Source organism: Mesonia aquimarina (genome assembly GCF_003667275.1).
GTDB classification, from domain to species: Bacteria; Bacteroidota; Bacteroidia; order Flavobacteriales; family Flavobacteriaceae; genus Mesonia; species Mesonia aquimarina.
Genome location: NZ_RCNV01000001.1, coordinates 237,191 through 258,875 on the forward strand (window position 1 = coordinate 237,191; position 21,685 = coordinate 258,875).

16 protein-coding genes and 1 tRNA gene are annotated in these 21,685 nt (G+C 30.4%); 7 read left to right on the forward strand and 10 right to left on the reverse strand.

What is annotated here, in order from left to right:
- Window positions 1-94 precede the first annotated feature (94 nt).
- On the reverse strand, window positions 95-523 hold the full coding sequence (locus D9R05_RS01190; protein ID WP_121665395.1) for an FKBP-type peptidyl-prolyl cis-trans isomerase: 429 nt from the start codon (window positions 521-523) through the stop codon (window positions 95-97).
- 240 nt (window positions 524-763) lie between these two features.
- On the opposite strand from D9R05_RS01190, the gene D9R05_RS15440 reads away from it, so the two are divergent.
- Window positions 764-916 carry a hypothetical protein gene (locus D9R05_RS15440; RefSeq protein WP_162984868.1) on the forward strand — a complete coding sequence of 51 codons (153 nt, stop codon included), beginning with the start codon at window positions 764-766 and terminating at the stop codon, window positions 914-916.
- A gap of 224 nt (window positions 917-1,140) precedes the next feature.
- On the opposite strand, the gene D9R05_RS01195 is transcribed toward D9R05_RS15440, so the two are convergent.
- Window positions 1,141-1,974, reverse strand: a complete 834-nt coding sequence (locus D9R05_RS01195; RefSeq protein WP_121665396.1) for an OmpA/MotB family protein — start codon at window positions 1,972-1,974, stop codon at window positions 1,141-1,143.
- Window positions 1,975-2,150: 176 nt separating this feature from the next.
- On the opposite strand from D9R05_RS01195, the gene D9R05_RS01200 reads away from it, so the two are divergent.
- The 5 genes from D9R05_RS01200 (at window position 2,151) to D9R05_RS01220 (ending at window position 5,693) form a co-directional block, all read left to right on the forward strand.
- Window positions 2,151-2,816 carry a hypothetical protein gene (locus tag D9R05_RS01200; protein WP_121665397.1) on the forward strand — a complete coding sequence of 222 codons (666 nt, stop codon included), beginning with the start codon at window positions 2,151-2,153 and terminating at the stop codon, window positions 2,814-2,816.
- Window positions 2,817-2,822: 6 nt separating this feature from the next.
- The gene (locus D9R05_RS01205; protein WP_121665398.1) at window positions 2,823-3,716 is read left to right on the forward strand and encodes a formate/nitrite transporter family protein; all 894 of its coding nucleotides are present in this window, start codon (window positions 2,823-2,825) and stop codon (window positions 3,714-3,716) included.
- A 162-nt stretch (window positions 3,717-3,878) separates the two neighbouring features.
- Complete coding sequence (locus D9R05_RS01210) at window positions 3,879-4,388, forward strand: DUF4251 domain-containing protein (protein ID WP_205589259.1); 510 nt, start codon at window positions 3,879-3,881, stop codon at window positions 4,386-4,388.
- Window positions 4,389-4,404: 16 nt separating this feature from the next.
- Window positions 4,405-4,851 (forward strand): hypothetical protein, encoded by a 447-nt coding sequence (locus D9R05_RS01215; protein WP_121665400.1) that lies wholly within the window; start codon window positions 4,405-4,407, stop codon window positions 4,849-4,851.
- Between the two features lie 179 nt (window positions 4,852-5,030).
- The gene (locus D9R05_RS01220) at window positions 5,031-5,693 is read left to right on the forward strand and encodes a hypothetical protein (RefSeq protein WP_121665401.1); all 663 of its coding nucleotides are present in this window, start codon (window positions 5,031-5,033) and stop codon (window positions 5,691-5,693) included.
- Window position 5,694: 1 nt separating this feature from the next.
- Here the strand turns inward: D9R05_RS01220 and D9R05_RS01225 are convergent, their stop codons facing one another.
- From D9R05_RS01225 to D9R05_RS01235, 3 genes are all read right to left on the reverse strand, one after another.
- Window positions 5,695-6,438, reverse strand: a complete 744-nt coding sequence (locus D9R05_RS01225) for a DUF2490 domain-containing protein (RefSeq protein ID WP_121665402.1) — start codon at window positions 6,436-6,438, stop codon at window positions 5,695-5,697.
- Window positions 6,439-6,527: 89 nt separating this feature from the next.
- On the reverse strand, window positions 6,528-8,801 hold the full coding sequence (tamL, locus tag D9R05_RS01230; protein ID WP_121665403.1) for a translocation and assembly module lipoprotein TamL: 2,274 nt from the start codon (window positions 8,799-8,801) through the stop codon (window positions 6,528-6,530).
- Window positions 8,802-8,805: 4 nt separating this feature from the next.
- Window positions 8,806-13,899, reverse strand: a complete 5,094-nt coding sequence (locus tag D9R05_RS01235) for a translocation/assembly module TamB domain-containing protein (protein WP_121665404.1) — start codon at window positions 13,897-13,899, stop codon at window positions 8,806-8,808.
- 426 nt (window positions 13,900-14,325) lie between these two features.
- On the opposite strand from D9R05_RS01235, the gene D9R05_RS01240 reads away from it, so the two are divergent.
- On the forward strand, window positions 14,326-17,916 hold the full coding sequence (locus D9R05_RS01240) for a ShlB/FhaC/HecB family hemolysin secretion/activation protein (RefSeq protein ID WP_121665405.1): 3,591 nt from the start codon (window positions 14,326-14,328) through the stop codon (window positions 17,914-17,916).
- 77 nt (window positions 17,917-17,993) lie between these two features.
- Here the strand turns inward: D9R05_RS01240 and D9R05_RS01245 are convergent, their stop codons facing one another.
- From D9R05_RS01245 to D9R05_RS01265, 5 genes are all read right to left on the reverse strand, one after another.
- A complete protein-coding gene (locus tag D9R05_RS01245; RefSeq protein WP_121665406.1) occupies window positions 17,994-18,404 on the reverse strand; it encodes a response regulator in 411 nt (136 codons plus the stop codon).
- The gene (locus D9R05_RS01250) at window positions 18,361-19,221 is read right to left on the reverse strand and encodes a phytochrome family protein (protein WP_121665407.1); all 861 of its coding nucleotides are present in this window, start codon (window positions 19,219-19,221) and stop codon (window positions 18,361-18,363) included. The genes D9R05_RS01245 and D9R05_RS01250 overlap by 44 nt, the downstream gene beginning before the upstream one ends.
- A 2-nt stretch (window positions 19,222-19,223) precedes the next feature.
- Window positions 19,224-19,799, reverse strand: coding sequence for a carboxymuconolactone decarboxylase family protein (locus D9R05_RS01255; RefSeq protein ID WP_121665408.1), 576 nt, complete (start codon window positions 19,797-19,799; stop codon window positions 19,224-19,226).
- A 294-nt stretch (window positions 19,800-20,093) separates the two neighbouring features.
- A tRNA-Arg gene (locus tag D9R05_RS01260) sits at window positions 20,094-20,167 on the reverse strand.
- A 127-nt stretch (window positions 20,168-20,294) separates the two neighbouring features.
- A complete protein-coding gene (locus tag D9R05_RS01265; protein WP_121665810.1) occupies window positions 20,295-21,653 on the reverse strand; it encodes an NAD-dependent succinate-semialdehyde dehydrogenase in 1,359 nt (452 codons plus the stop codon).
- Window positions 21,654-21,685: the final 32 nt, after the last annotated feature.

Genomic DNA, 21,685 nt, shown 5'->3' on the forward strand with positions numbered 1-21,685 from the left:
ATTATTCTATATAAAAAATCTATAGTGCTATAAGCATAAAAAAAATCACAGAACAATATTTTGCTCTGTGATTTTAAATATCTTGAAAATAAAATTACTTAATCTCGATTAATTCAACTTCAAAAGTTAAATCTTGTCCAGCAAGTGGGTGGTTTGCATCAACTACAATTGCTTCGTCTTTTACTTCAGCAACTCTTAATTGACGCTCTGTTCCGTCAGGATTTTTAGACACTAAGCCCATTCCTACTTCTGGCTCTATTTCTTGAGGAAGTTGACTTTTTGGAACTTCCATAAAAAGCTCATCTTTAGCGTCACCGTAAGCTTCGTCTTTAGAAATCTCAATGGTTTTTTTCTGGTTAACTTCCATATCGATAAGACCGTTTTCAAGCCCCGGAATAATCTGTCCACCTCCAACAGTAAATTCGATAGGCTCTCTTTCTAAAGAACTATCAAAAACTTGTCCGTTGTTCAATTTTCCGGTGTAATGAATTTTTACAGTGTCATTTTGCTTAACTTGGCTCATAAAATATTTTTTTCTGTTTATAAAATATTGAAAATGAAGTATTTTACTCCAATTTCATTTTAGAAGTGCAAAGCTATGAGAATTTAATTGAAAACCAAGGACTTAAGCTGTTTTTATTGGGCTTTTAAGAAAGATTAACACTGCTACAATCATATTTTATAATTACAAAATTCTATCAATTTTAAGATTTAATTAATTAAATTCTTAGTTTTAATAGCTAATTTTAAATCAAAAATCTATATGAGCGTAAAAAAAGGACACGATAATACAGAAGAAGATTACATTTTACAGGACAACAAAAAAACAAGAATTGGTACAGGTTTTATTATTGTTGTACTCATTTTACTCATAACCGCGGTTGTAATATCAGGTTTTTATATGCAGTGGTGGTAAATAGACTAATTAACCAAACTTCATCGACAAGCTTCATAAGTTAAATTTATGAAGCTTGTTTTTTTAGTAAACTACCTCGGGGCAAGCCCACTAGGCATTAGTTGGAAACAAATTTTTAAAATCGAGGCAAGCCTCGGGCTATTAAACCCTTTAGCGACGCCAATAAAAAAGCGATAAAACTTTCGTCTTATCGCTTGAGTTGTTACGTGGCGGATTATTTAAGCTTAAGAAGTTTCTTCTAACATTGCTAAAAATTTATCTAGGTTTGGTAGAATAATAATTTTTGTACGCCTGTTTTTTTCTCTTCCATTTGCTGAAGCATTATCTGCAATAGGTGAGAAGCTGCTTCTTCCGGCCGCGATGAGTTGCTTTCCATCTACATCATATTTATTTTGAAGAATTCGTACAATGGAAGTGGCACGACGAACGCTTAAATCCCAATTATCTTCTAAATAAGAATCTTCAACAATTGTTCTATTATCAGTGTGACCTTCAACTAAAACTTCCATTGCTGGTTCTGAATTAACCACTTTGGCAATTTTTTCTAAGAGAGTATTTGCCTTAGGATGTACCCAAGAACTACCGCTTTTAAACAGCAATTTATCTGAAACGGTAATTTGTACTATTGTTTTATCTACGCTAATATCAATACCATCGGTATCATTCTCATTAAACGATTTTGTTAAATTATAGCTTACTGCTAAATCAATAGAATCGCTTAAAGTTTTAGCTTCAGCTAATTTTTTTGGGTCAACTTTCTTTAAAGTTTCGCGCATGGCTTTTTTAGAATTTTCTGACACAGCAGTCATATTTTCTACCATTTCTAATTTTTTGTCATTTTCTTCTTGAAGTGAACTTATTTTTGAATAATAACTGTCGACTTTTTCTTCAATTTGAGCATATTTCTCTTGGCACTCTTCTTTTTCAACGCGAGTTTTTACCAATTCACTTTTAGTTTGATCTAGTTCTGATTGTACTTCAGTAAATTTCTTTTTCGAAACGCAAGAACTCAATACAATAGCTGAAGCAATTGCGCCTAACATGATTTGTTTTTTCATAGTCATTTTTTAGTTTGTAATTTTCTATAGGAGATAATCGATAAAAAATATCCTTTCGTATTTCAGTACTCTTATTGTTTTGTTAAAAGTAAATTATGCTTTTAATATTTGGCTGAATTTTTGCTTCATGTAAATCAATAGAAAATGATTACATTTACTTAGAATAAATTTTAATGATGAAAAAATTAATTTGCTTATCACTTTTTTTTCTGATTGGTTTTTCAGGTTTTTCTCAACTAGATAAATCTACAAGAACCTCTTCAGGGAGTATGTTTAGTAGTTCGTCGCTGAATACATCTTCTGAATTATCTACTTCAACACCTAGCTTGTCAAAAAAGAATAGTGGACTTATGCGCAGTTACAGCGATAAAACCAGTCTAGAACCCAAAGATGAAAAATTAGATATTACTAAAGATGAAGGTTTTATAGATCCTGAACAAAAATTTGAAGCACGTTATTTACAAAATTTAGGAAATGAGCGTAAAATGAGTGAAAAATTTATGCGTGATGAAAGTTTAGGCGAAGTAATTAGCAACGGAAAATATGTAAAAATAGTTTGTCGAGATCATCAAGCTGTAGATGGCGACTTAGTTAGAATTTACGTGAATGGTAAAATTCAAGCCGATAAAATTTATTTAGAATCTCGTTTTAAAGAAGTATATATTCAACTTGAAAAGGGGTTTAATAAAATAGAAATAGAAGCATTAAATCAAGGAAGTTCTGGTCCAAATACGGCTGCATTTAAAGTTTATGACGATCAACAACGGGTTATTTCAATGAATGAATGGAATTTAGCTACTGGTTATAAAGCTTCACTTATGGTCGTAAAAAATAAAGATTAGTTTTTAATGAGTAAAAAAAACGATAATCACCAACAAGAAATTGATAAGGAACTTGAAAACGCCAGTTCTAAAAACAAAGAAAAAGACTCAAAAAAACCTAAACAAGAAACCTCAGACTCCAGCGGAAAAGTTTTAGGAGATCAAATAAAAGACGGTCAAGAATCTCACGATAGAAACCCAAGAAGCACTTTTTTATGCTCACTTACTGCAGGATTAGAGATCGGTTTTAGTTATTTACTTGTTTGTACAGTATTTTATTTTTTTAAAGATTACGTTTCAGAAAAAGCATTATATAAATTAATTGCTTTTGTTTATCCATTTGGGTTTATCCTTACAATTTTAAACCATTCACTTTTATTTACCGAACAAACTACCTTACAAAGTTTGCCAGTTTTAAATAGAAAACGTTCCTTATGGAGCTTATTAAAAACCTGGGGCTTAATTATTTTCGGAAACTTAGTCGGCGGATGTTTTATAGCAACAGTTTTTATTTGGTTAGGTCCAGCTTTAAAAATTTTTGATGAAAAATCAATAATTAGTATCGCAAAACACGTAGCTCATTATGATTGGCTGGTTATTTTAGTAAGTGCAATTTTAGCAGGTTGGCTTATGGGGCTATTGTCTTATATGATTACTTCGGCCAAAAGAACGCTAAGCTATATTACTATAATTTATATGGTAACCGGTGTGTTGGCTTTAACGGGTTTACACCACAGTATTGTTGGTAATATCGAAGTTTTTGCAGGTTTATTACTCTCTCCTGAAATCAGTTTAGTCGATTATTTTTCTTTTCTTTTTATTGCTTTAATAGGTAATGCTATTGGAGGAGTTGTTTTTGTTGCCTTAATAAAATATGGAGCATTTGTATTAAATGTTGATGAGAAAAATAATCTCTATTAGAAGTAAGAATAAAATCCTAAATTATGATCTTCTAATCTACATTTGATATCTTAACACATTGATGTTATTTTTTAGTAATTAAATAGTTAAATAAATAAATATTAACTATTTTTATTATGATAAATTCATATTTTCACTTAAATCATAATGAATCACAAAATTTTGATTAATACATTGAGAGAATTTAGATTTAGCTACTTTCTGGTAACATTAATGTTTTTATCATGTGGCGTTCAACAAAATGAAACTAACAAATCAGAAAACTATAAAGAGCTTCAAAAGATAGTAAGAAGTGGTTCATTTAAAATTGAAAATGAATGGGCCTATACACAACGCGGAAATAATATAAATTTAGTAGGAAACCCTAATTATATTGAATTTAAAAACGATAGTGTTTTTATGTATTTACCCTATTTTGGAGTTAGACAAATTGGCGGAAATTATGGTGGAACAGGGGACGGAGCTATAAATTTTACCGGTAAACCCCAAAAATTACAAATTAAAGAAATCCCTACTAAAAACAGAATAGAACTTACTTTTGAATGCAGAAATAAAACAGAAACATATCAACTTTATATAAATTTAGACGGATCTTTAAAAGCCAATACAAATATAAATTCTTCTAAATTAGAAAGTATTTCATATAGAGGCGATATTATTAATAACCAATAATAAAACACTATTAATTATGAAAAAAACAAAACTCTTAGCATTTTCATTATTTGTACTTTTTACAACAATGTCTGGTTTCTCACAAGTTTATAATACCAACGTAAAGCAAGAACGAGAAGAAGTGTTTACTGCAGATGAACGCGATAACATTCAAGTATGGTTTAAGGAACAGACAGATAATTTAGGGTTAAATGCAGAAAAAAGAAGAGCTTATGAAAATGTTCTTGTTCAGAATTTAAATACAATGTATCATATTACTGATAAAGATAAAAAATACTCTGATGAAGAATTAAAATCTAAATTTGATGAACAAGTAATGAAAATCAATAAAGAGGTTGAATCTATTTTAACCAAAGAACAATATAATAAACATCAAAAATCCTTACAACGAATTCAAAAAGCATTTCATAACCGAGTAGACGGTAACACCAAGAAAATAATAGATTTAGATGAACAAGAATAAACATTTAATTATTTAGGAAAAGATAATCTCTTTTCCATTAATTTCTATTTTACATAATATAAATTATAATACATTATTATTTATAAAAATTATTCAATCAAATCTAAAACAATTACCATTTCTTTATAATACATTTATATCTAAATCATTAATTTTAATATTCATAAAATTATAAGAATATGAAATCAACTTTATTCTCGATTTGTACAATACTAATATTCGTTTTAATTTCTTCATGTAAAGCTACTAAGGAAACAAATACTTGGCGCAAACCTGATTCTGAAAAAATTAAATTCAATAAAGTTTTAGTAATTGGTATGAGTAATGATGTTGATGTTAGAACAACTTTTGAGCATCACCTTTCTAAATCGTTAAATAAAAAAGGAATTAACGCTAAAAGCAGTTTAGATTTTTTTGGAGATGAATTATTGAATATCCCAACAAGTCTAGAAGCTTGGCAACCCCTTATAAAACAATTAAAGTCTAATGGAATTGACGCGGTTCTAGTTACTAAAGTAATTGCGGTTGAAGGAAAAGATTCTAAGTCTGGAATTGTACGTCATTACAACAACTTTTTTGCAAGTTTTGAAGAAGATGTAATGAAAAACAAAAACCTATATTCAGAAGAAGAAGGACTTAAAGACTTTTATATCCACCAAGTTGCCTCTAGCCTATATTGTTTATGTGAACAAGAATTAGAAGAAGACTTAATTTGGAAAAATACAATTGAAATAAAACAAGCTTTTGACGCAGAGCATACTGTTGAAGAAGGAGTTCGATTATTTTCTATAGAATTTATAGAAAAACTAAAAAAACAAGAATTATTTATTGAAGCTAAATAAACTACATATCTTCTCCTCTTGTAAAATCGAAATTGTAGATAAAAGTTGTCACCAATGTTGGGTGACTTTCAAATAATTGTTCAGATTTTTTGATATTTTGATGTATATATCCCAATTGTACATTTCCGTTATCAAAAATTTTATAACCTAAACCTGCATAAAACCAATTTCTATCATAATCTGGATTTTGAAAATCATCAGCCATATTTATCCATAATTCATCAAAAACATGAATAAATAATTTTTCAGTTATGGGCCGTTGGATGGTAAATCGATACCGAAATCTATTAGAAAAACTAAATCCGTCTACTTCGTAATCTCCGGCTGAAGTTTGTAGAAGATCTCCTTGAAAGCGATGTTCTAAACGAAATCTATGTGAAAATGAAAGTTTTTTATGATTCTGATTTATGACAACCTGTTCCCAAATATTATGTTCTGGTTTCGGTGCTGGAATTGCAGTTTCTGTATATGGATAAGAGCGCAAATAAGAATAACCCATGGTATAATTAAAATTCTCATTTTGCGTAAATGTTAAAAACGGACGCAAAATTAATTGTTGTTTATCGGCTAAAAAATTTGTGTTTCGCCAATGAATTTCACTTCCCGCAGACCATTTCTCATTTATCTGGAAATTATTTAATAAAAAAAACCAAGCGTCGTTATATGTTTCGGTTTCTTGTGCTTTTCCTTTTAAACAATAAAAACATATTAAAAAAATAAGTAATCCTTTTTGGTTAATTTTCATGGTAAGATTAAATTTTTAGCAAAAATAACATACTCAAAATTATCTATAGGAAAAAGGCATAACTATTTTTTAAATGAAAATATAGTATTCTAAAATGGGTAACCAATTGCAAAATTAAAAACCGGTTTGTCATATTCAAACTCCCATTTTTCTGCAGGTCTTTTTAATGGTGAAGCCAAATCAAAACGAATAACAAAACCCTGAATATCAATACGCAAACCAATACCTGTACCTACACCTAATTCGTTAATAAAGTTGGAAGAAAATTTTCCACCTGGTAAAGCCTCATTTTCTTTCATTAACCAAACGTTACCCGCATCAGCAAAAATAGCTCCGTTTAAGTATTCAAAAATAGGAAAACGATACTCCACATTTCCTTCAAGTCGAATATCTCCGGCTTGATCAAAATAAGAATTATCTGGATCTTCGGGTTTGTATGTTCCGGGACCTAAGGATCTAATTCTAAAGGCCCGAACACTATAAGGACCCCCGGAAAAATACTGTTTAACAAATGGTAAGGCCTCAGAATTTCCATAGGGAAGTCCTACTCCACCAAAAAGTCTACCAACTAAAACATTACCGGGCTTTCCTAATTTATAATGATAACGAAAATCTATATCTGTTTTGGCATATTGTGCGTATGCTAAGCCTAAAAATGTATTGGTTCCTTCGCTATTTTCTTTAGAAAAAAGATCTATTGTATTTCCGGCAATATCAAAATTAAAGTTAAAATAAAGACTCCCTCTTTTTTGCGTTACTCCTAATTCATTATAAGTAAAAGAATAGGTTAATCCGGCAATAAATTCTTGTTCAAAACTTTTGCGTAGAAATGGATTTTCATCTAAAATCATTTCAAATTCTTCGCTGGTATCGCCAAGATTCACAAAGTCAATATTAATAAGATTCAACTCGTGCGTAACAAATTTATTGGCCGCCCAGATATAGCCAAAAGAAGTTGAAATAGAATTTAGTTTATACAAATCTGTTCGGTCTAAGTAATCTACTCCCAAATCGATTTTTGTTTTAGGAATTGAATATTTAAAACGATCATCTGCATTTATAGGAAATAATAAACGCGGAAAAATAAGTGAGCTATTAAAACCTAATTGAATACTTGTATTTCCTACATTACTGCTTCCAAAAAATTGTTTCTCAAAACCAAAATCTGAACTTAAGCGCAGTAATTCTCCTCCTTTAAAAAGATTTCTATTAGCATAGGTAACTCCAATTCCGGGACCGGTAAAGTTGTTAGATTTTGTAACGCCTTCTAATCTTAAACGGATAGATCGTTTATTTAATGGCGATAAATCTATAGTTGATTTTAAATGTCTAAATCCGTTTTCATCTGTGACACTGTCTACTTCTTCATATTGTATATTTACAAATTTGTAAGTGCTAATTGAAGATAACCTTCTACTTGTATATTTTGATAATTTTGGGCTATACCGATCTCCAGGTTTAATGAGAAGATAAGGCTCTAAATGTTTAGGTTTAAAAAATATTCCTTCTTGAATAAATTTTATACTATCAATTATTGTAGTATCTCTAGGTGCATTTTTTTGCGCAACTGATGCATTAGGAAAAACGTTTACTTCGTCTATTAGGTAAGGAACTAGCGATTTTTCCGGTACATTTTTTTTGAGTTTTAAAAATAAATCAAAACGTCTATTGGAATAGCGATTCGTATCGGCTTCAAAAATTAAAAAATCCCCATTAAAATTATAATAACCTTTGCTTTTTAAATAATCATCTATACGGTTACGCTCGGCTTTCATGGCGTCTAAATTAAAACGCATTCCTTTTTTTATAATAGATTTTGAAAAAGAAGCCTCAATCGCTTTATAAATTGCAAGACTATCTAAAGTATCTTTTTCTAACTGAAATTTTTCTAATGTATAGGGTTTTGCCAAAGCTACTTCGTAATTCACTTTGGCTTGTTTTGCAGCGCTATCTTTTTTAACAGCTGAAGAAATTTGGCTATTAAAAAAACCGTTATTTCCTAATCTATTTTGAATTAAGTCTTCTGTTTGTGGAATTTCTATTTCAGAAAAATAAACTGGCTCCTCTCCTATTTTTTTATTCAAAAATTTATTGATAAAACCCGGCTTTTCGCGTTGAGCTTTATAATGAAAATACAAACCAAGACGCATTCCTAATACTTTACTATTAGGTTTAGGTACTAGTAAATTATTAAGCTCTGTGGTTAAACCCGTTTTGTTTTTAATTTTTAAGGTGTCTATTAGTTTTACATCTGCACCGGTATATAGAAGCTCATCTTCTGGAATGAATTTTTTAACGCTACAAGAATAAAAAAGTACGAAACAAAATAAAAAAAGGCTATATGTTATTTTTTTTGATTGCATAAAACTATTCGGTGTCTTCTTCTTCTTTTTCTCGGTTGTCAGCTTTTTTGTTTACTTCGGTGTGCCCATCTTTTTCTTTAGAGGGATTTTCTTCCTGTTCATTATTTTCAGTTTGTTTTTCTGCTTCCATCTCTCCGTTCCAAAGCTCTTTAAATTTGTTGAATTCTCTTGTAAATATGAGTGCTATTCCGCTTATAAAAACTTGTCCATCAATAACATTTTCATATTCGCTCTGCCTAAAACCATTTATACGCCAGCGTCCATTTTCTGTTAATAAATACTCTATACTAAAATTACCGATTACCGGATTTGTTTCTCCGGGCCTATTATCTCCCTGTACATTTACTTCGCTACCTGCTTTTACAATTAATCGGTCGTTGAGTAATTTTTTTTGAGCATTTACGGCAACATCTGTTCGTTCTTGTGCAGAAGTACCTTGATAATCGGTGTAACTATTTACACCAAAATTTAGTTCAATTCCTGTATTTCCTGTTAATTTATCAGAAAACATATTTAACTGATCTGTTAAAGCTTGATTTAGGTTATTTCTTGCCATTGTTGCAACGCCTCCTTGGCTACCATCACTTCCTGCTTCGGGGTAAAATCTATTTAAAACCAGTAAAGAAAAAACTTGTTTATTGAGCTGGTCTACTTGTTGATTTATTTGATTTATTTTTCCGTAAACCGTTCCGCTAACCGCTCCTTGTTCACTTTCGGGCATATCTAAACTGAAATTTAAACGCGGTTGCATTAATTGCCCATCGACATTTAAGTAAACTAAAAAAGGTAATTTTTGGCGGTACTGATTTTTAACCAGTTCGCTAGCTCCGGAAGCACTAGAACTCATTAATGCTGAAGCTGAAGTTTCAACCTTATAAATAGCCTTAATATCTAATTCGGCGTTCATAGGGTCACCTTGCCATTTTACATTACTAGAAGGAGCCAAATCAAATTTTCTTTTTACTAATCCGTAAAGATTCATTTCATAATGACCATTGTCTATATTATAACGACCGGTTAGATTTGTTCTTCCATTTCTATTGATATTAAAACGTAGTTCGCCGCCACCGGTTAATTTTAAATTATCTCCAGTACGTTCATTTATTAGTACTCGAAAAGTAGCTTTCGGTTCTATTTTTAATTTAGTTTTTAATTCTATTCCGGTAATAATTGCTGTACCATCTTCAGATGAATTTTTGGTAAGAATATTATCGGGGTTTTCTTTATTTACAAAAGTTACAATCCCGTCACGTTCTTCGATACTCAGCTGTGTTTCGGGTATTACATAAGTTACATCTGTTTTTTCGTCAACAGTTAAATCTACATTTACTTCCGGAAAACTAAGGTCTCCTCTTATTTTAGCATCAACATCAAAAATTGCTTTCCCAAAATATAAATCATTGTCTTCTTTACTTGAGTTTAGCGCTAAAAAGTCAGTTGCTTTTACATCAAGCTTAAATTTTGGATTGGTTAAATCTTCAGTTAAAACATCGCCATTTACAGTAAATTTATTTCCGGTAGAATCTGCTACTGCAAATGAATTAAAATAAACGCCTTTATTATCTATATTAATGCGCTCGTCTGCAATAGAAAATTTTGAATTAAGACGTTTTACTTTAAAAGTGGCATTATTAAAACTAAAATATCCTTTATAATTTGGTTCTGTTGGGGTGCCGGAAACGTTGATTTTTGCTGCAATACTTCCTTCTGAATTATTTAATTCTTCTTTTAGAAATTTTTCTACGGTTGCCAATTTTATTTCATTAATTACTAAGTCTAAATCTAATTGCGGTCCTTCGGTAGAAATCTTATAATTTCCGGTGAAATCAGCATCTACTCCTTCTCCTTTTAAAGCTAAATTAACGTCGTATTTTTCTAGTCCGGAAGATTTTGCTTCCAGTTTTAATTGTCCAAGCGGTACTTCTGTTACTTTAAAATTATCGATACTCAAATCTGCTAACATTCCCCAGGCAGCAGTTGGGTTAACAATAATAAAATTACCATTAACTTCACCGGAAGCTAATTTTTCATCAGTACTAAAATAACTCATAAAACTTCCTAATTGAAAGTTTGAAAACTGGACTCCCCAATGCGCTGCCTCTTGTTTTAAATTATTACTAAAATTAACTTCTTGTGAATTTCTACTGAATACAAAATCTTCAAAATTAGGCTGATTTTCTACAAACCTAATTTTATTTGAAGCAGGAATTGACCACCCATTTTTGTTGATGATTAATTTTTCTGAATCTAAATGAAAAACAACGGCTTCATTTTTGTTTACCAATTCAGATTTTACAAAAAATAGCTCTTCTTTTTTATCATAGGCTTTAAAAGCAACTTGAAGTTTTTCATTTTCAAACTTACCCTCTAAACTCGTAGTTGGTAAATTAACGGGACCGGCATTTATAGAAGCAAACCCAAGCTTAAAATCTGCTAAGGTTCCATTAGAATTGATATCTAATTGCAAACTATCTACCGTATTTTGTTGATAATTTAGGTAAGGTAAATTTACATTTGCGGTTAATTCATTTTTTTGTTCACTAAAATCTATAGTTGCTTTTAGTGTATCCATTTCCTGTAAACCTTCAGCAAAAACATCTGATATAATAGGTGTTTCGTGAAAGTAAACATCCATTTTTAAATTTACAGGTTTAGCTATGCTATCGATAATTTGAGTAGAATCTATAAGTTTTAGATTTTTAAAATAACCTTGTGCATGTTTTCGTAAAGCTCTACTAATTTCTTGCGGGTTTGCATTAGAATTTAGGTTTGTATTAAAAAAACTACTGGTAACTTTTAATGCCGTACTATCTTTATTTACAAAACTTTTTATGTCTAAATCTCCTAAATAATATGGTTTATCATCATAAACCGCAACGCCATCTGTTAGTGAACTTTCTAAATTAAATTTTTCTGCATTTCCTTTAAAATTTGCCGTTAGATTTACTTTAGTTCTTATGTCTTTTTTAGTAATTCCTAAGGCATATAAATTTGCACCTATTAAATTTAAATCAACTTTAGCTTCCGGCGAAATGGAATCTAATTGAACCTTAGAATCTAGCTTAAAATTTAAGTTTTCATCTTTAAAAGCTAACTTTACATTTCCTTTGCCGTTCTTAATATCTCCATCTAATTTTAATGCGGAAAAATCATAGCCTTTATATTCTAATTTCGAAAATTGAGAATTTAATTTTGCGTCTAAACTGTTTATAGTGTTTCCTTTTCCTGAAGTTTCTAAACTCACCGATAGCTTCCCAATATCCGGATTTTGAAGAATTTTACCCAAATCTAATTCAACCACTTCCACAGACGAATTGAATGCTATTTTTTCTTGATTAGAAAAATATCCGTTTATGTTTATATTCCCATCAGAAGTGACAAGTGTTGAGTTTGTTTGAAAATTTTGTAGACTTCCAGACAGCGTTCCTTTCAGGTTAATTTTTTCAGGAACAGAAATTCCTAATTCTTTTTCAGAAACAAAGCTTGTTAAATCTTCTTTGATTGTTTTTAACTGATAATTTTTTAACTGTAACTGAAGTTTTTCCGGATCGGTAATATTTTTTAATTCACCTTTTGTAACCAATTGAGTTTGCTCTCCCCAATTGATAGAAAGCTCATTAATAGTAGCAGATTTCAAATTACCTTTTATTGCTAATTTACCTCTAAATGAATGTGTTGCTAAAGCTTTAAATTGCTCATTATTTTTTAGTTTAGGAGCAAAAACATAAGCTTCTTTTGGCGCTATAGTAAACTGATTTATACGAGCTGAAAAATCCGTTTTCTCAGGATTCTCAATTAAAGTTTCGATAGATTTGTAATTAGCTGAAATAGAAGTTTTTAAACTACTTTTATTCGTTTTTAGGTTTAAGTTATTTAAATCGAATTTTTGGTTTGTTAAATTAGCATCAAAATTTAATTCTTTTAAGTGAAATCCACTGGCTTCTACAAACGAAAATTCTTCAATTTTTAAGTTGGCGGTTCTATTTTTTTCTAAAGAAATTTTACTGCCTTTAAAGGTAAAATCGCTAAACGCTAATGCTTGCGGATTTAATTTTCCATCTGTGGTATTTTCTTCATTTACTTGATAGCAAATTTGATTATTTTCTAAATGAATATTGTCTAACTGGACAGCCCAATCCGGCCAAGAAAAAGGAGTGGATTTTTTTGCTGCATCTTTTTCTACTTCTTTTTCATTAACACTTAGCTGAATATTAATTTCAGAATTATTTAATATGAATTCTTCTAAATTAACTTTCTGTTCTTCTAGAGCTAATGAAGCTTTATTAATTCCTAATTCTTGTAAATTTACTCCAAAAAACTGCTGATTAGGCAAATCTTGATAATTTGCTTCAACTTTATTCAATGATAACTGATCTACTTTTATGGATGGCAACGCTGCGGTTTCTGAAGAATCAGAAGCAATAGTCTTAGATTGTACATAAAAAATTGATGTGTTTTTTAAACTGATTTCCCTTAAGTGGAAATCCATCTTTTGAAGATCTATACTTTTCCCTTCAACAAATAAATTTCCTAAAGCAAGATTTGCTTTCATTCCACTAACCTGATCAGAATAATTTATTTTAAACTCTGAAAACTCTATATCACCAACAGAAATTTCCATTGGCTTGGTTTGAGTTTTTTTACTTGTTGTAGTAGTGTCTGAAGCAAAAGCATCAACCAAAAATTGATAATTAAATCCGCTTAAAGAATCTTTTCTGTAAATATTTGCTTTTAAACCCTTCCACTCTACTCCATCAATTCCTATAGCATTACCTTTTATAATTGGCCACAGCGGAATATCTGCCTCTAAGCTTTTAGAGTATACTAACGTATCGCCTTTTTTATCTTCAAGATACAAGCCTTCTAAGCTAATATCTCCAGAAAAAGTGATGAATAATTTTTCAATTTCAACCTTGGTATTGGTTTTACCTGAGACGTAATTTGTAATTTTTGAAACAATAATATCTTGTCCCCACGGACTACGAATAAAAAGTACGAGAAGAAGTAAAAACAATAGAAAAAAGAGAAAAGTTCTCCCTAAGATTTTTAAAACCTTTTTCTTTTTAGAATTTTCCTGTTGCTTTTTGTTTTTGTTCACCTTATAAAATTACAATAAACTCCAAATTTATAGTATCCGCTTTGGTTTATAAAGTATAAGGACTGTTTAATTTAAGTTAAAGTTTTAAAACCTATTAGAAATGCGTTGGAGAAAAGTAAAGTATGAAAAGAATGGCTACTAAATAAAGTAAAGTACCCCAATAAATATACTTTAAAAATCATTTATACTTTACGTGAATATCAGTTTTAATGATTTGCAGCCATTCTCTTCTATTAAAAATTAACTTTATTCAGTTAATTTCATAGAGAATAAATAAACTACTTTATGATTTAATAAATTATCTCATAGCGTTTAATTAACTTTTTATTTATAAAATAAAAGCACAAACGTTATAATGCGTTAAAAAAAATGTTCGGCTTAATATTTTTTTGACCTTTACTCATTAAAAACCAATTCAAATCATTTATGCAAAAGCATTCTACTTTTTTAAGACTTAGTTTGTTACTTACTATTTTCTCTTTTTGTACGACGATAAATGCACAACAGGAAAATTCTTCTAAAGAAATATCCAAAACATTTTATTTATCCGGTAATACCAGTGAAAATCCCAAAGAATCTAAAGAGTTGTTCAAGGCTGTGAACGAATTATCTAAACAAGATAAAAACGCTACACTCCTACTAATGGGAAACATTTTAAAACCTGGAGGATTTCCACATAAAGATGAAGAACAAAATAGAAAGGAAACTAAAAGCTATTTAAAAAATAACTTATTAGATCCGGTTAAAGACTTTAACGGCGAAATAATATTTAACCCTGGACCAAATGAATGGAATAAATTGGGTCACGAAAATATAGACGATTTAGAGTCTTTTTTACAAGATAACAGCAATGCAGAATTCTGGCCAAATGATGGTTGCTCTTTAAAAAATGAAAGCTATGATGAGATAGAACTTCTTATGGTAGATTCTCAATGGTTTTTTGAAGATTGGGACGAACATCCATACATCAATAATAAATGTGAAGAAAAAACCCGAAAACAATTTTTTCTTCAATTTAAAGATGATATCAAAGATGTACAAGGGAAGCTAGTAATAGTAGCCGTTCATCACCCAATTATGACTTCTACTAAACTTGGTTTTTTTGAAAACCTTGGTGGTTTTACTTCAGATTCTTATTACGGTGCAAAACGCAAACAATTGCGGGGAAGAATGGAAACCATAGCACGTTCTTTTGAAGATGTAATTTTTGTTTCTGCAAGTGATCATAACCTTCAGTTAATGGTAGATGATGCCTTGCCGCAAATTATTAGCGGTTCTTCTACCAAAAAAACCAATAAGTTTAAAAAACAAGACGAAACCCGTTTCGCGAAAGCAACACAGGGTTTTGCTAAATTAATAGTCTATAAAGATCAGACTTCTACAGTTGAATTTTATGAAGTTAATAATGGAAAAGCTGCTTTAATAGGTACAGAAGATATTAAACGAGACCGAATTGATAAAGATGAAGTAAAATATCATACCAAAGATGAATTTGGCGAAACTTACAAAGCTTCTATTTATACTGAAGAAGAAACCGATAAAAGCGGATTACATAAATGGTTTTGGGGAGATCATTACAGACAGATTTACAGCAGAAAAATTGAAGCACCCGTATTTTGGGCAGATGAACTACCAGGCAATCCAAAAGCCACGCGTGAAGGTGGCGGAAACCAATCGCGTTCACTAAGAATTGTAGACGATGAAGAGCACGCTTATACTTTACGTGAACTTAGAAAAAGTGCTTTGCGTTTTATTCAATCTTCTATAAACACGCATTACGTTCAAGATTATATGGAAAACACGGTTGCAGAAAGCGTTGTGCAAGATTTTTATACTACCGCTCACCCTTACGCACAATTTGCAGTTCAAGAATTGCTAGATGATGTGGATATTTACCACACCAAAACCGATATCTATTACGTTCCGAAGCAAAAAAATCTTCATATTTATAATGAAGATTATGGCGATAAACTTTATATGGTTGAAAAACATATAGGTGATGAAAATAAAGAATTTGAAATTTTTGGGTCTCCAGATGACATTTTAAGTACTTCTGATATGAAGTTGGAAGTCAGAGAATCAAAAAAAGAAGTGAAAATCGATGAAGAAGTTTTTATTCGCGCCAGATTAATGGATATGCTAATTGGTGACTGGGATAGACATTCAGATCAATGGCGTTGGGCAGAATTCGAACAAGAAGATGGAACTAAACTATATAAAGCCATACCAAGGGATCGTGACCAAGCTTTCCCTAAGTACGACGGCATTGCCATAAAACTTTTAAAAGTTGCCTCTCCCCTCTTTAGAAATATGGAAGACTATGGACCTGATGTAAAAAATGTAAAATGGCTTAATAAAGATGGATACGAATTAGACAAAATTTTTATTCAGGAAGCAGATTTATCAGTTTGGAGAAATCAAGCAGAATTTATTCAACAACAACTTACCGATGAAAATATCGATGAAGCTTTTGCTACACTTTTAGATGATGTTCAAGATGAAAGTATAGAACAAATTAAAAAAGATTTAAAAGCTAGACGCGATAATTTAGTTGATATTGCCGAACGCTATTACAAATACTTTAAAAAATTTGAAACCGTAATTGGTACTGAAAATGAAGATGAATTTATAATTGAGCGTAAAAAAAATGGTATAACCACTATTCAAATTAAAGATGAAGATGGAACGCTCGTATTTGATAATACCTACAATAAAGATGAAACCAAAGAAATTTGGATTTACGGCTTAGATGATGATGACAAATTTACCATTACCGGTGAAGGCGATAATTACATCAAATTAAAAATTTTAGGAGGCGAAAATAATGATGTTTATGATTTTCAAAATACAAAAAAAGCAAAAGTTTACGAGTATAAAAGTAAAAACAACACGTTTGAACAAGATAATATTAAAAAGTGGTTAACTGATTCTTATAGCATTAATAAATATGATCCTGCAAAGAAAAAATACAATTATAACTTGTTGTTACCAAGTATTGCGTTTGATCCTGATGCAGGCTTACAACTTGGTGTAAAAGATATCTTTACAACTTATGGATTAAGCAGAAACCCATTTACAACGCAACATACCGTAGAAGCAAAATATCACTCTGCTACTAATGGTGTTTCTTTTAGCTATAATGGAGAATTTGCAAACGTTTTTTATAATTGGAATTTTGGAGTTGAAGCAATGTTCAAAACACCAACTTATGCCATAAACTATTTTGGTAGTGGAAATGAAACTACTTATGATGAAGATGCTGTTGACAAAGATTATAACCGTGTAGGTTTAAAACAAATAAGATTAGCGCCTTCTTTAATTTGGCGTCACGAACAGGGCTATAATTTTTATGTAAAACCAATGGTAGAATCATTTGAAGCGGAATTTACTGAAGGCGAGACAACCGACCAGTTTTTTTCTGAAGACGATGATTTATTTACTAATCAATATTATGCAGGTGGAGAAGTCGGCTTTAATTATTCAAATAAATCTAACAAACTTGCCTACATAAGACGAGGTATGATGTTTGGTTTAACTACCGGATATAAGACAAATATTGATGATAATAATAATGAATTTATCTATCTAGAGCCTACAATTTCATTAGACTATCCGCTTCATGAAAGTGGTATAGTGGTTTTAGCTACTAAAGTTTCAGGAAAGACTATTATAGGAGATAATTATGAGTTTTATCATGGCGCAATGCTAGGTGGAAATAATAGTTTGAGAGGTTTTAGAAATGAACGTTTTAACGGGAAATCTTCCTTCTATCAAAGTACTGATTTACGTGTTGGAATTACTCAGTTTAGAACAAATTACGTTCCGATAAGATTAGGGGTAACTGCCGGTTTTGATTATGGACGTGTATGGACCGAAAATGATAATTCAAATAAATGGCATAACAACTATGGTGGATCTATTTGGGTTAACGGTTTTCAAGCTTTAACAGGGAATCTTGGACTCTACCACAGTGATGAAGGATATCGTTTGATGTTTAGTGTTGGATTCCTCTTCTAGGCTATAAATAAAAACTAAAAAAGCCATTATTTTAATTTAGAAATAATGGCTTTTTTTTGAAAATAAAATCAAAAAAATTATTGATTAAAAATTTTCTTTATTTTTTCTTCAGATAAAGGTTTTGTTTTATACCCAACAACTTGTTCAAAATCTTTTGCTCGTTCTCTATCTAAAGGACTATCACTAGAAGTTACAATTATAACTTTTGACTTTAAATTATTTTTTTTCATTTCCTCTAAAAACTCCCAACCATTAATTTGAGGCATATTTAAATCTAATAAAATATGGCTTGGTTGCAGCTGACTAATTTTTCTTAGGGCCTTTAAAGGATTTATAAAATCAAAAATTTCACCTTTAATTTTACTATTTTCTATCAGCTTTTTATTAATAAAATTGGTAATCTTTTGGTCATCAACTAAAAAAATAGTCGGTATTTTTTTTAAACTATTCGTCATTTTCTTTTGAGAGAAGCTTAATATCTTCTGCATTTTTTTTAACCAAGTCTTTAAATATTATATCAAGATCTGTGGCACTTTCTTTTAAATATGGCAAAATATCTACTATAAACTCATCTTTACTAACTCCTTCAGAAAGGTCTAATAAACCCAAAATTCTACTTAAAGGTTCTTGTAAGTTATGAGAAATAGATTGTAGAATACTAACAAGTTGTTTATTCTTATCAAGAATATTTTTAGTTCTTATTTTTATAATTGCTTTTTGTGTATCTACAATAGATTCAATTTGTTTATTCTTAACATCAATCTCTTGAATAGCATTTTTAAACTCTTCATTCTTTTCTTCTAATTCACTTTTCAGTCTAATTTGTCTTGTTTTACTTACAAAGGCATCTGTTAAAAGCCGAAGAATCTCTACATCATCCATTCCGAATTTCCGATTTTCATCAGAAATAATACTAACACAAGCCTTAGTTGAACCATAATCAAAATAAGAGGCATAAATTTTTGCCTCTTCTAAAACTGGTAAATCAAAATTTGTTAAAGTACTAATATCATTTTCTCTAAGTTCTTCATAAATAGGAACTTTTCGTTCAAAAAGTCGTTTTTCAAAAATATTTAATCCTAGCTTTTCATAATAAAAATCAGCTTTATTGATACTAAACGAAAAACAAAGCTGATGATTTCTAGTAATACTTTTTATGCTGATGGAATGGTAATTAAAAAAATATTTGAGGTTAGTAAGCGTAAGCTTACTGACTTCTTCTAAGGTTTCTGCCTTGCTTAGTTTACTTGAAAACTTTGAAAAAGCTTCGTAAGTTATTCTATATTTTGATTGATTAAAATTCACATTTATGCTTGAGCTTCCATAAGCTCATTGTCTATTTTTATACCTGAAATATCTGCAATAGTATTTAACATATTTACCAAATCTGCTTGAGCCATAAGTTCTTGAATTTCTGATGTAGAAAAACCAACACTTTTTAATTTATCAAAGTCTTGATCTGTAATTTCTGCATGTTTTAAAGCAGCTTTCGTAATAACATTAATTGCGGTTTTGTAACTCTCTGGAATTAGTGGCGAATCTAAATTTTCTGTCAATTTAAAATTAATGTTTTCATCAATCATTTCGGTCATACTATTCGCGAATATTCCATGGGCTTGTGTGCAATAATTACAATTACGTTCTTTAGAAACATTAAAGATGATAAGCTGTTTTAATACATTGGGCACATCTCCTAGTAATAAAGTTGATTTCAGCTTAGCCCAATTTCCTCTTAACAAAATAGGGTTGCTGCCTTGGCATTTAAACCAATTTAAAACAAAAGGAATTTGCATAGTTTGCATTGTATCATCATAAATTTCTTTAACTTCTTTACTTGCATCTTCATAAGAAATTACTTGAAATCGTGTTGGGGTATTATTCATAAATGAGGTAAATTTTAATATAATATTCAGTAAAAATATAACTACAATCCCACTAATTAACGTAATTAATAGTACTTTAACAGTAAATTATTTATAGATTTTTGAAACGTTAAAAAAAAACGTTGCTTGTCTTTTTTAAATAACTTTTATCTATAAATTGATTATTTATTTGTTGAACTATAATTTTAATTAGTACGGAAATTATGGGCAGTTGGTTTTCTAAAAAGTTTAAAAGTTAGAAACCAAGACATAAAAAAACCCTTTGAAAAATTCAAAGGGTTTACACTTTAAAAGTGATCGCACCAGGATTCGAACCTGGGACCGCCTGCTTAGAAGGCAGGTGCTCTATCCAGCTGAGCTATGCGACCTAAAGCTTAAAAGCGGTGCAAATATATTAATACTTCTTAATATTACAAGCCTAAAAACAGTAAAAATTTACAGTTAATTTTAACTCATTAAAAACCAACTAAAAACAATCCTTTATTTTTAGAAAAATTAATATTTATTGATATAAACTGTCTTTCGATTTACAAACTCTTTTATACCATGGTCTGAAAGTTCTCGACCATAACCTGATTCTTTTGTTCCGCCAAAAGGTAATCTTGGATCGCTTTTTACCAATTCGTTAATAAAAACTGCACCATCTTCAAATTGTGGAATCATCGCTTTTGCACGTTCAAAATCTTCTGTAAATACAGAAACTCCTAATCCGAATTTAGATTTATTTACCAAATCTATTGCTTCCATATCAGTTTCAAAAGAGGTAACTGAAATTAATGGCCCGAAAGTTTCTTCCTTAAAAATGCGCATTTTTTTATTGACGTTTATTACCACAGTAGGCTCAAAATAAGCCTTTCTACGTTTACCGCCTAAAACAACTTTTGCTCCTTTTTCTTTAGAATCTAATAATTGCTCTTCTAATTCTTTGGCTAAATCTTCTCTAGCCATCACACCAATATAGGTTTCCTCATCAAGCGGGTCTCCACTTTTAAGTTCTCTAACTTGAGTAATAAATTCTTCAATAAATTGATTATAGATTCCCTCTTTAACAAGCAAACGCTTTCCTGCAATACAACTTTGTCCTGTATTTTGAAATCTTGCTTGTACGCAAGTTTTTACAGTTTCTTCAATATTAGCATCTTCAAAAACAACTAATGCATTGCTTCCGCCAAGTTCTAAAACAGATTTCTTTATAATTTCTCCAGCTACCGAAGCCACTGCTCCACCAGCTGGTTTACTTCCGGTTAACGTAACCGCTTTTACGCGTTCGTCTCTTAAAACAAACTCTACTTTTTTACTGCTAATTGTTAAGTTTTGAAAGCAACCTTCGGGAAAACCAGCATTTAGGACTGCTTTCTCTATATTTTCTGCACAACGCATTACATTACTTGCGTGTTTTAAAACACCTACATTACCAGCCATTAAAGCGGGTGCCAAGAAGCGAAATACTTGCCAATACGGATAGTTCCAAGGCATTACTGCAAAAACAACTCCTAGAGGTTCGTAACTAACAAAAGATTCTTCTGCATCAGTTTCAATGATATCTTTTTCTAGTTGCTTTTCTGCATTTTCTGCATAATACGTGCAAACCCAAGCACATTTTTCTATTTCAGCGATAGATTGGGTAATGGGTTTTCCCATTTCTAAACTAATAGATTTTGCGTATACTTCTTTGTTCTCTTTTAATTCATCAGCTAAATTTTGCATTAGTTCTGCTCTTCTTGTAAAAGAAGTTTCTTTCCAAGTTTGAAAAGTTTTATCGGCAGTTTTCAGCTTTTTATTGATTTTAGATTTAGAGAGCTCTTTAAATTTTTCAAGTTTCTCTCCTGTATATGGGTTTATAGAGGTTAGCATAATTGTTATTTTAACTTTTAAAGATAATAAAT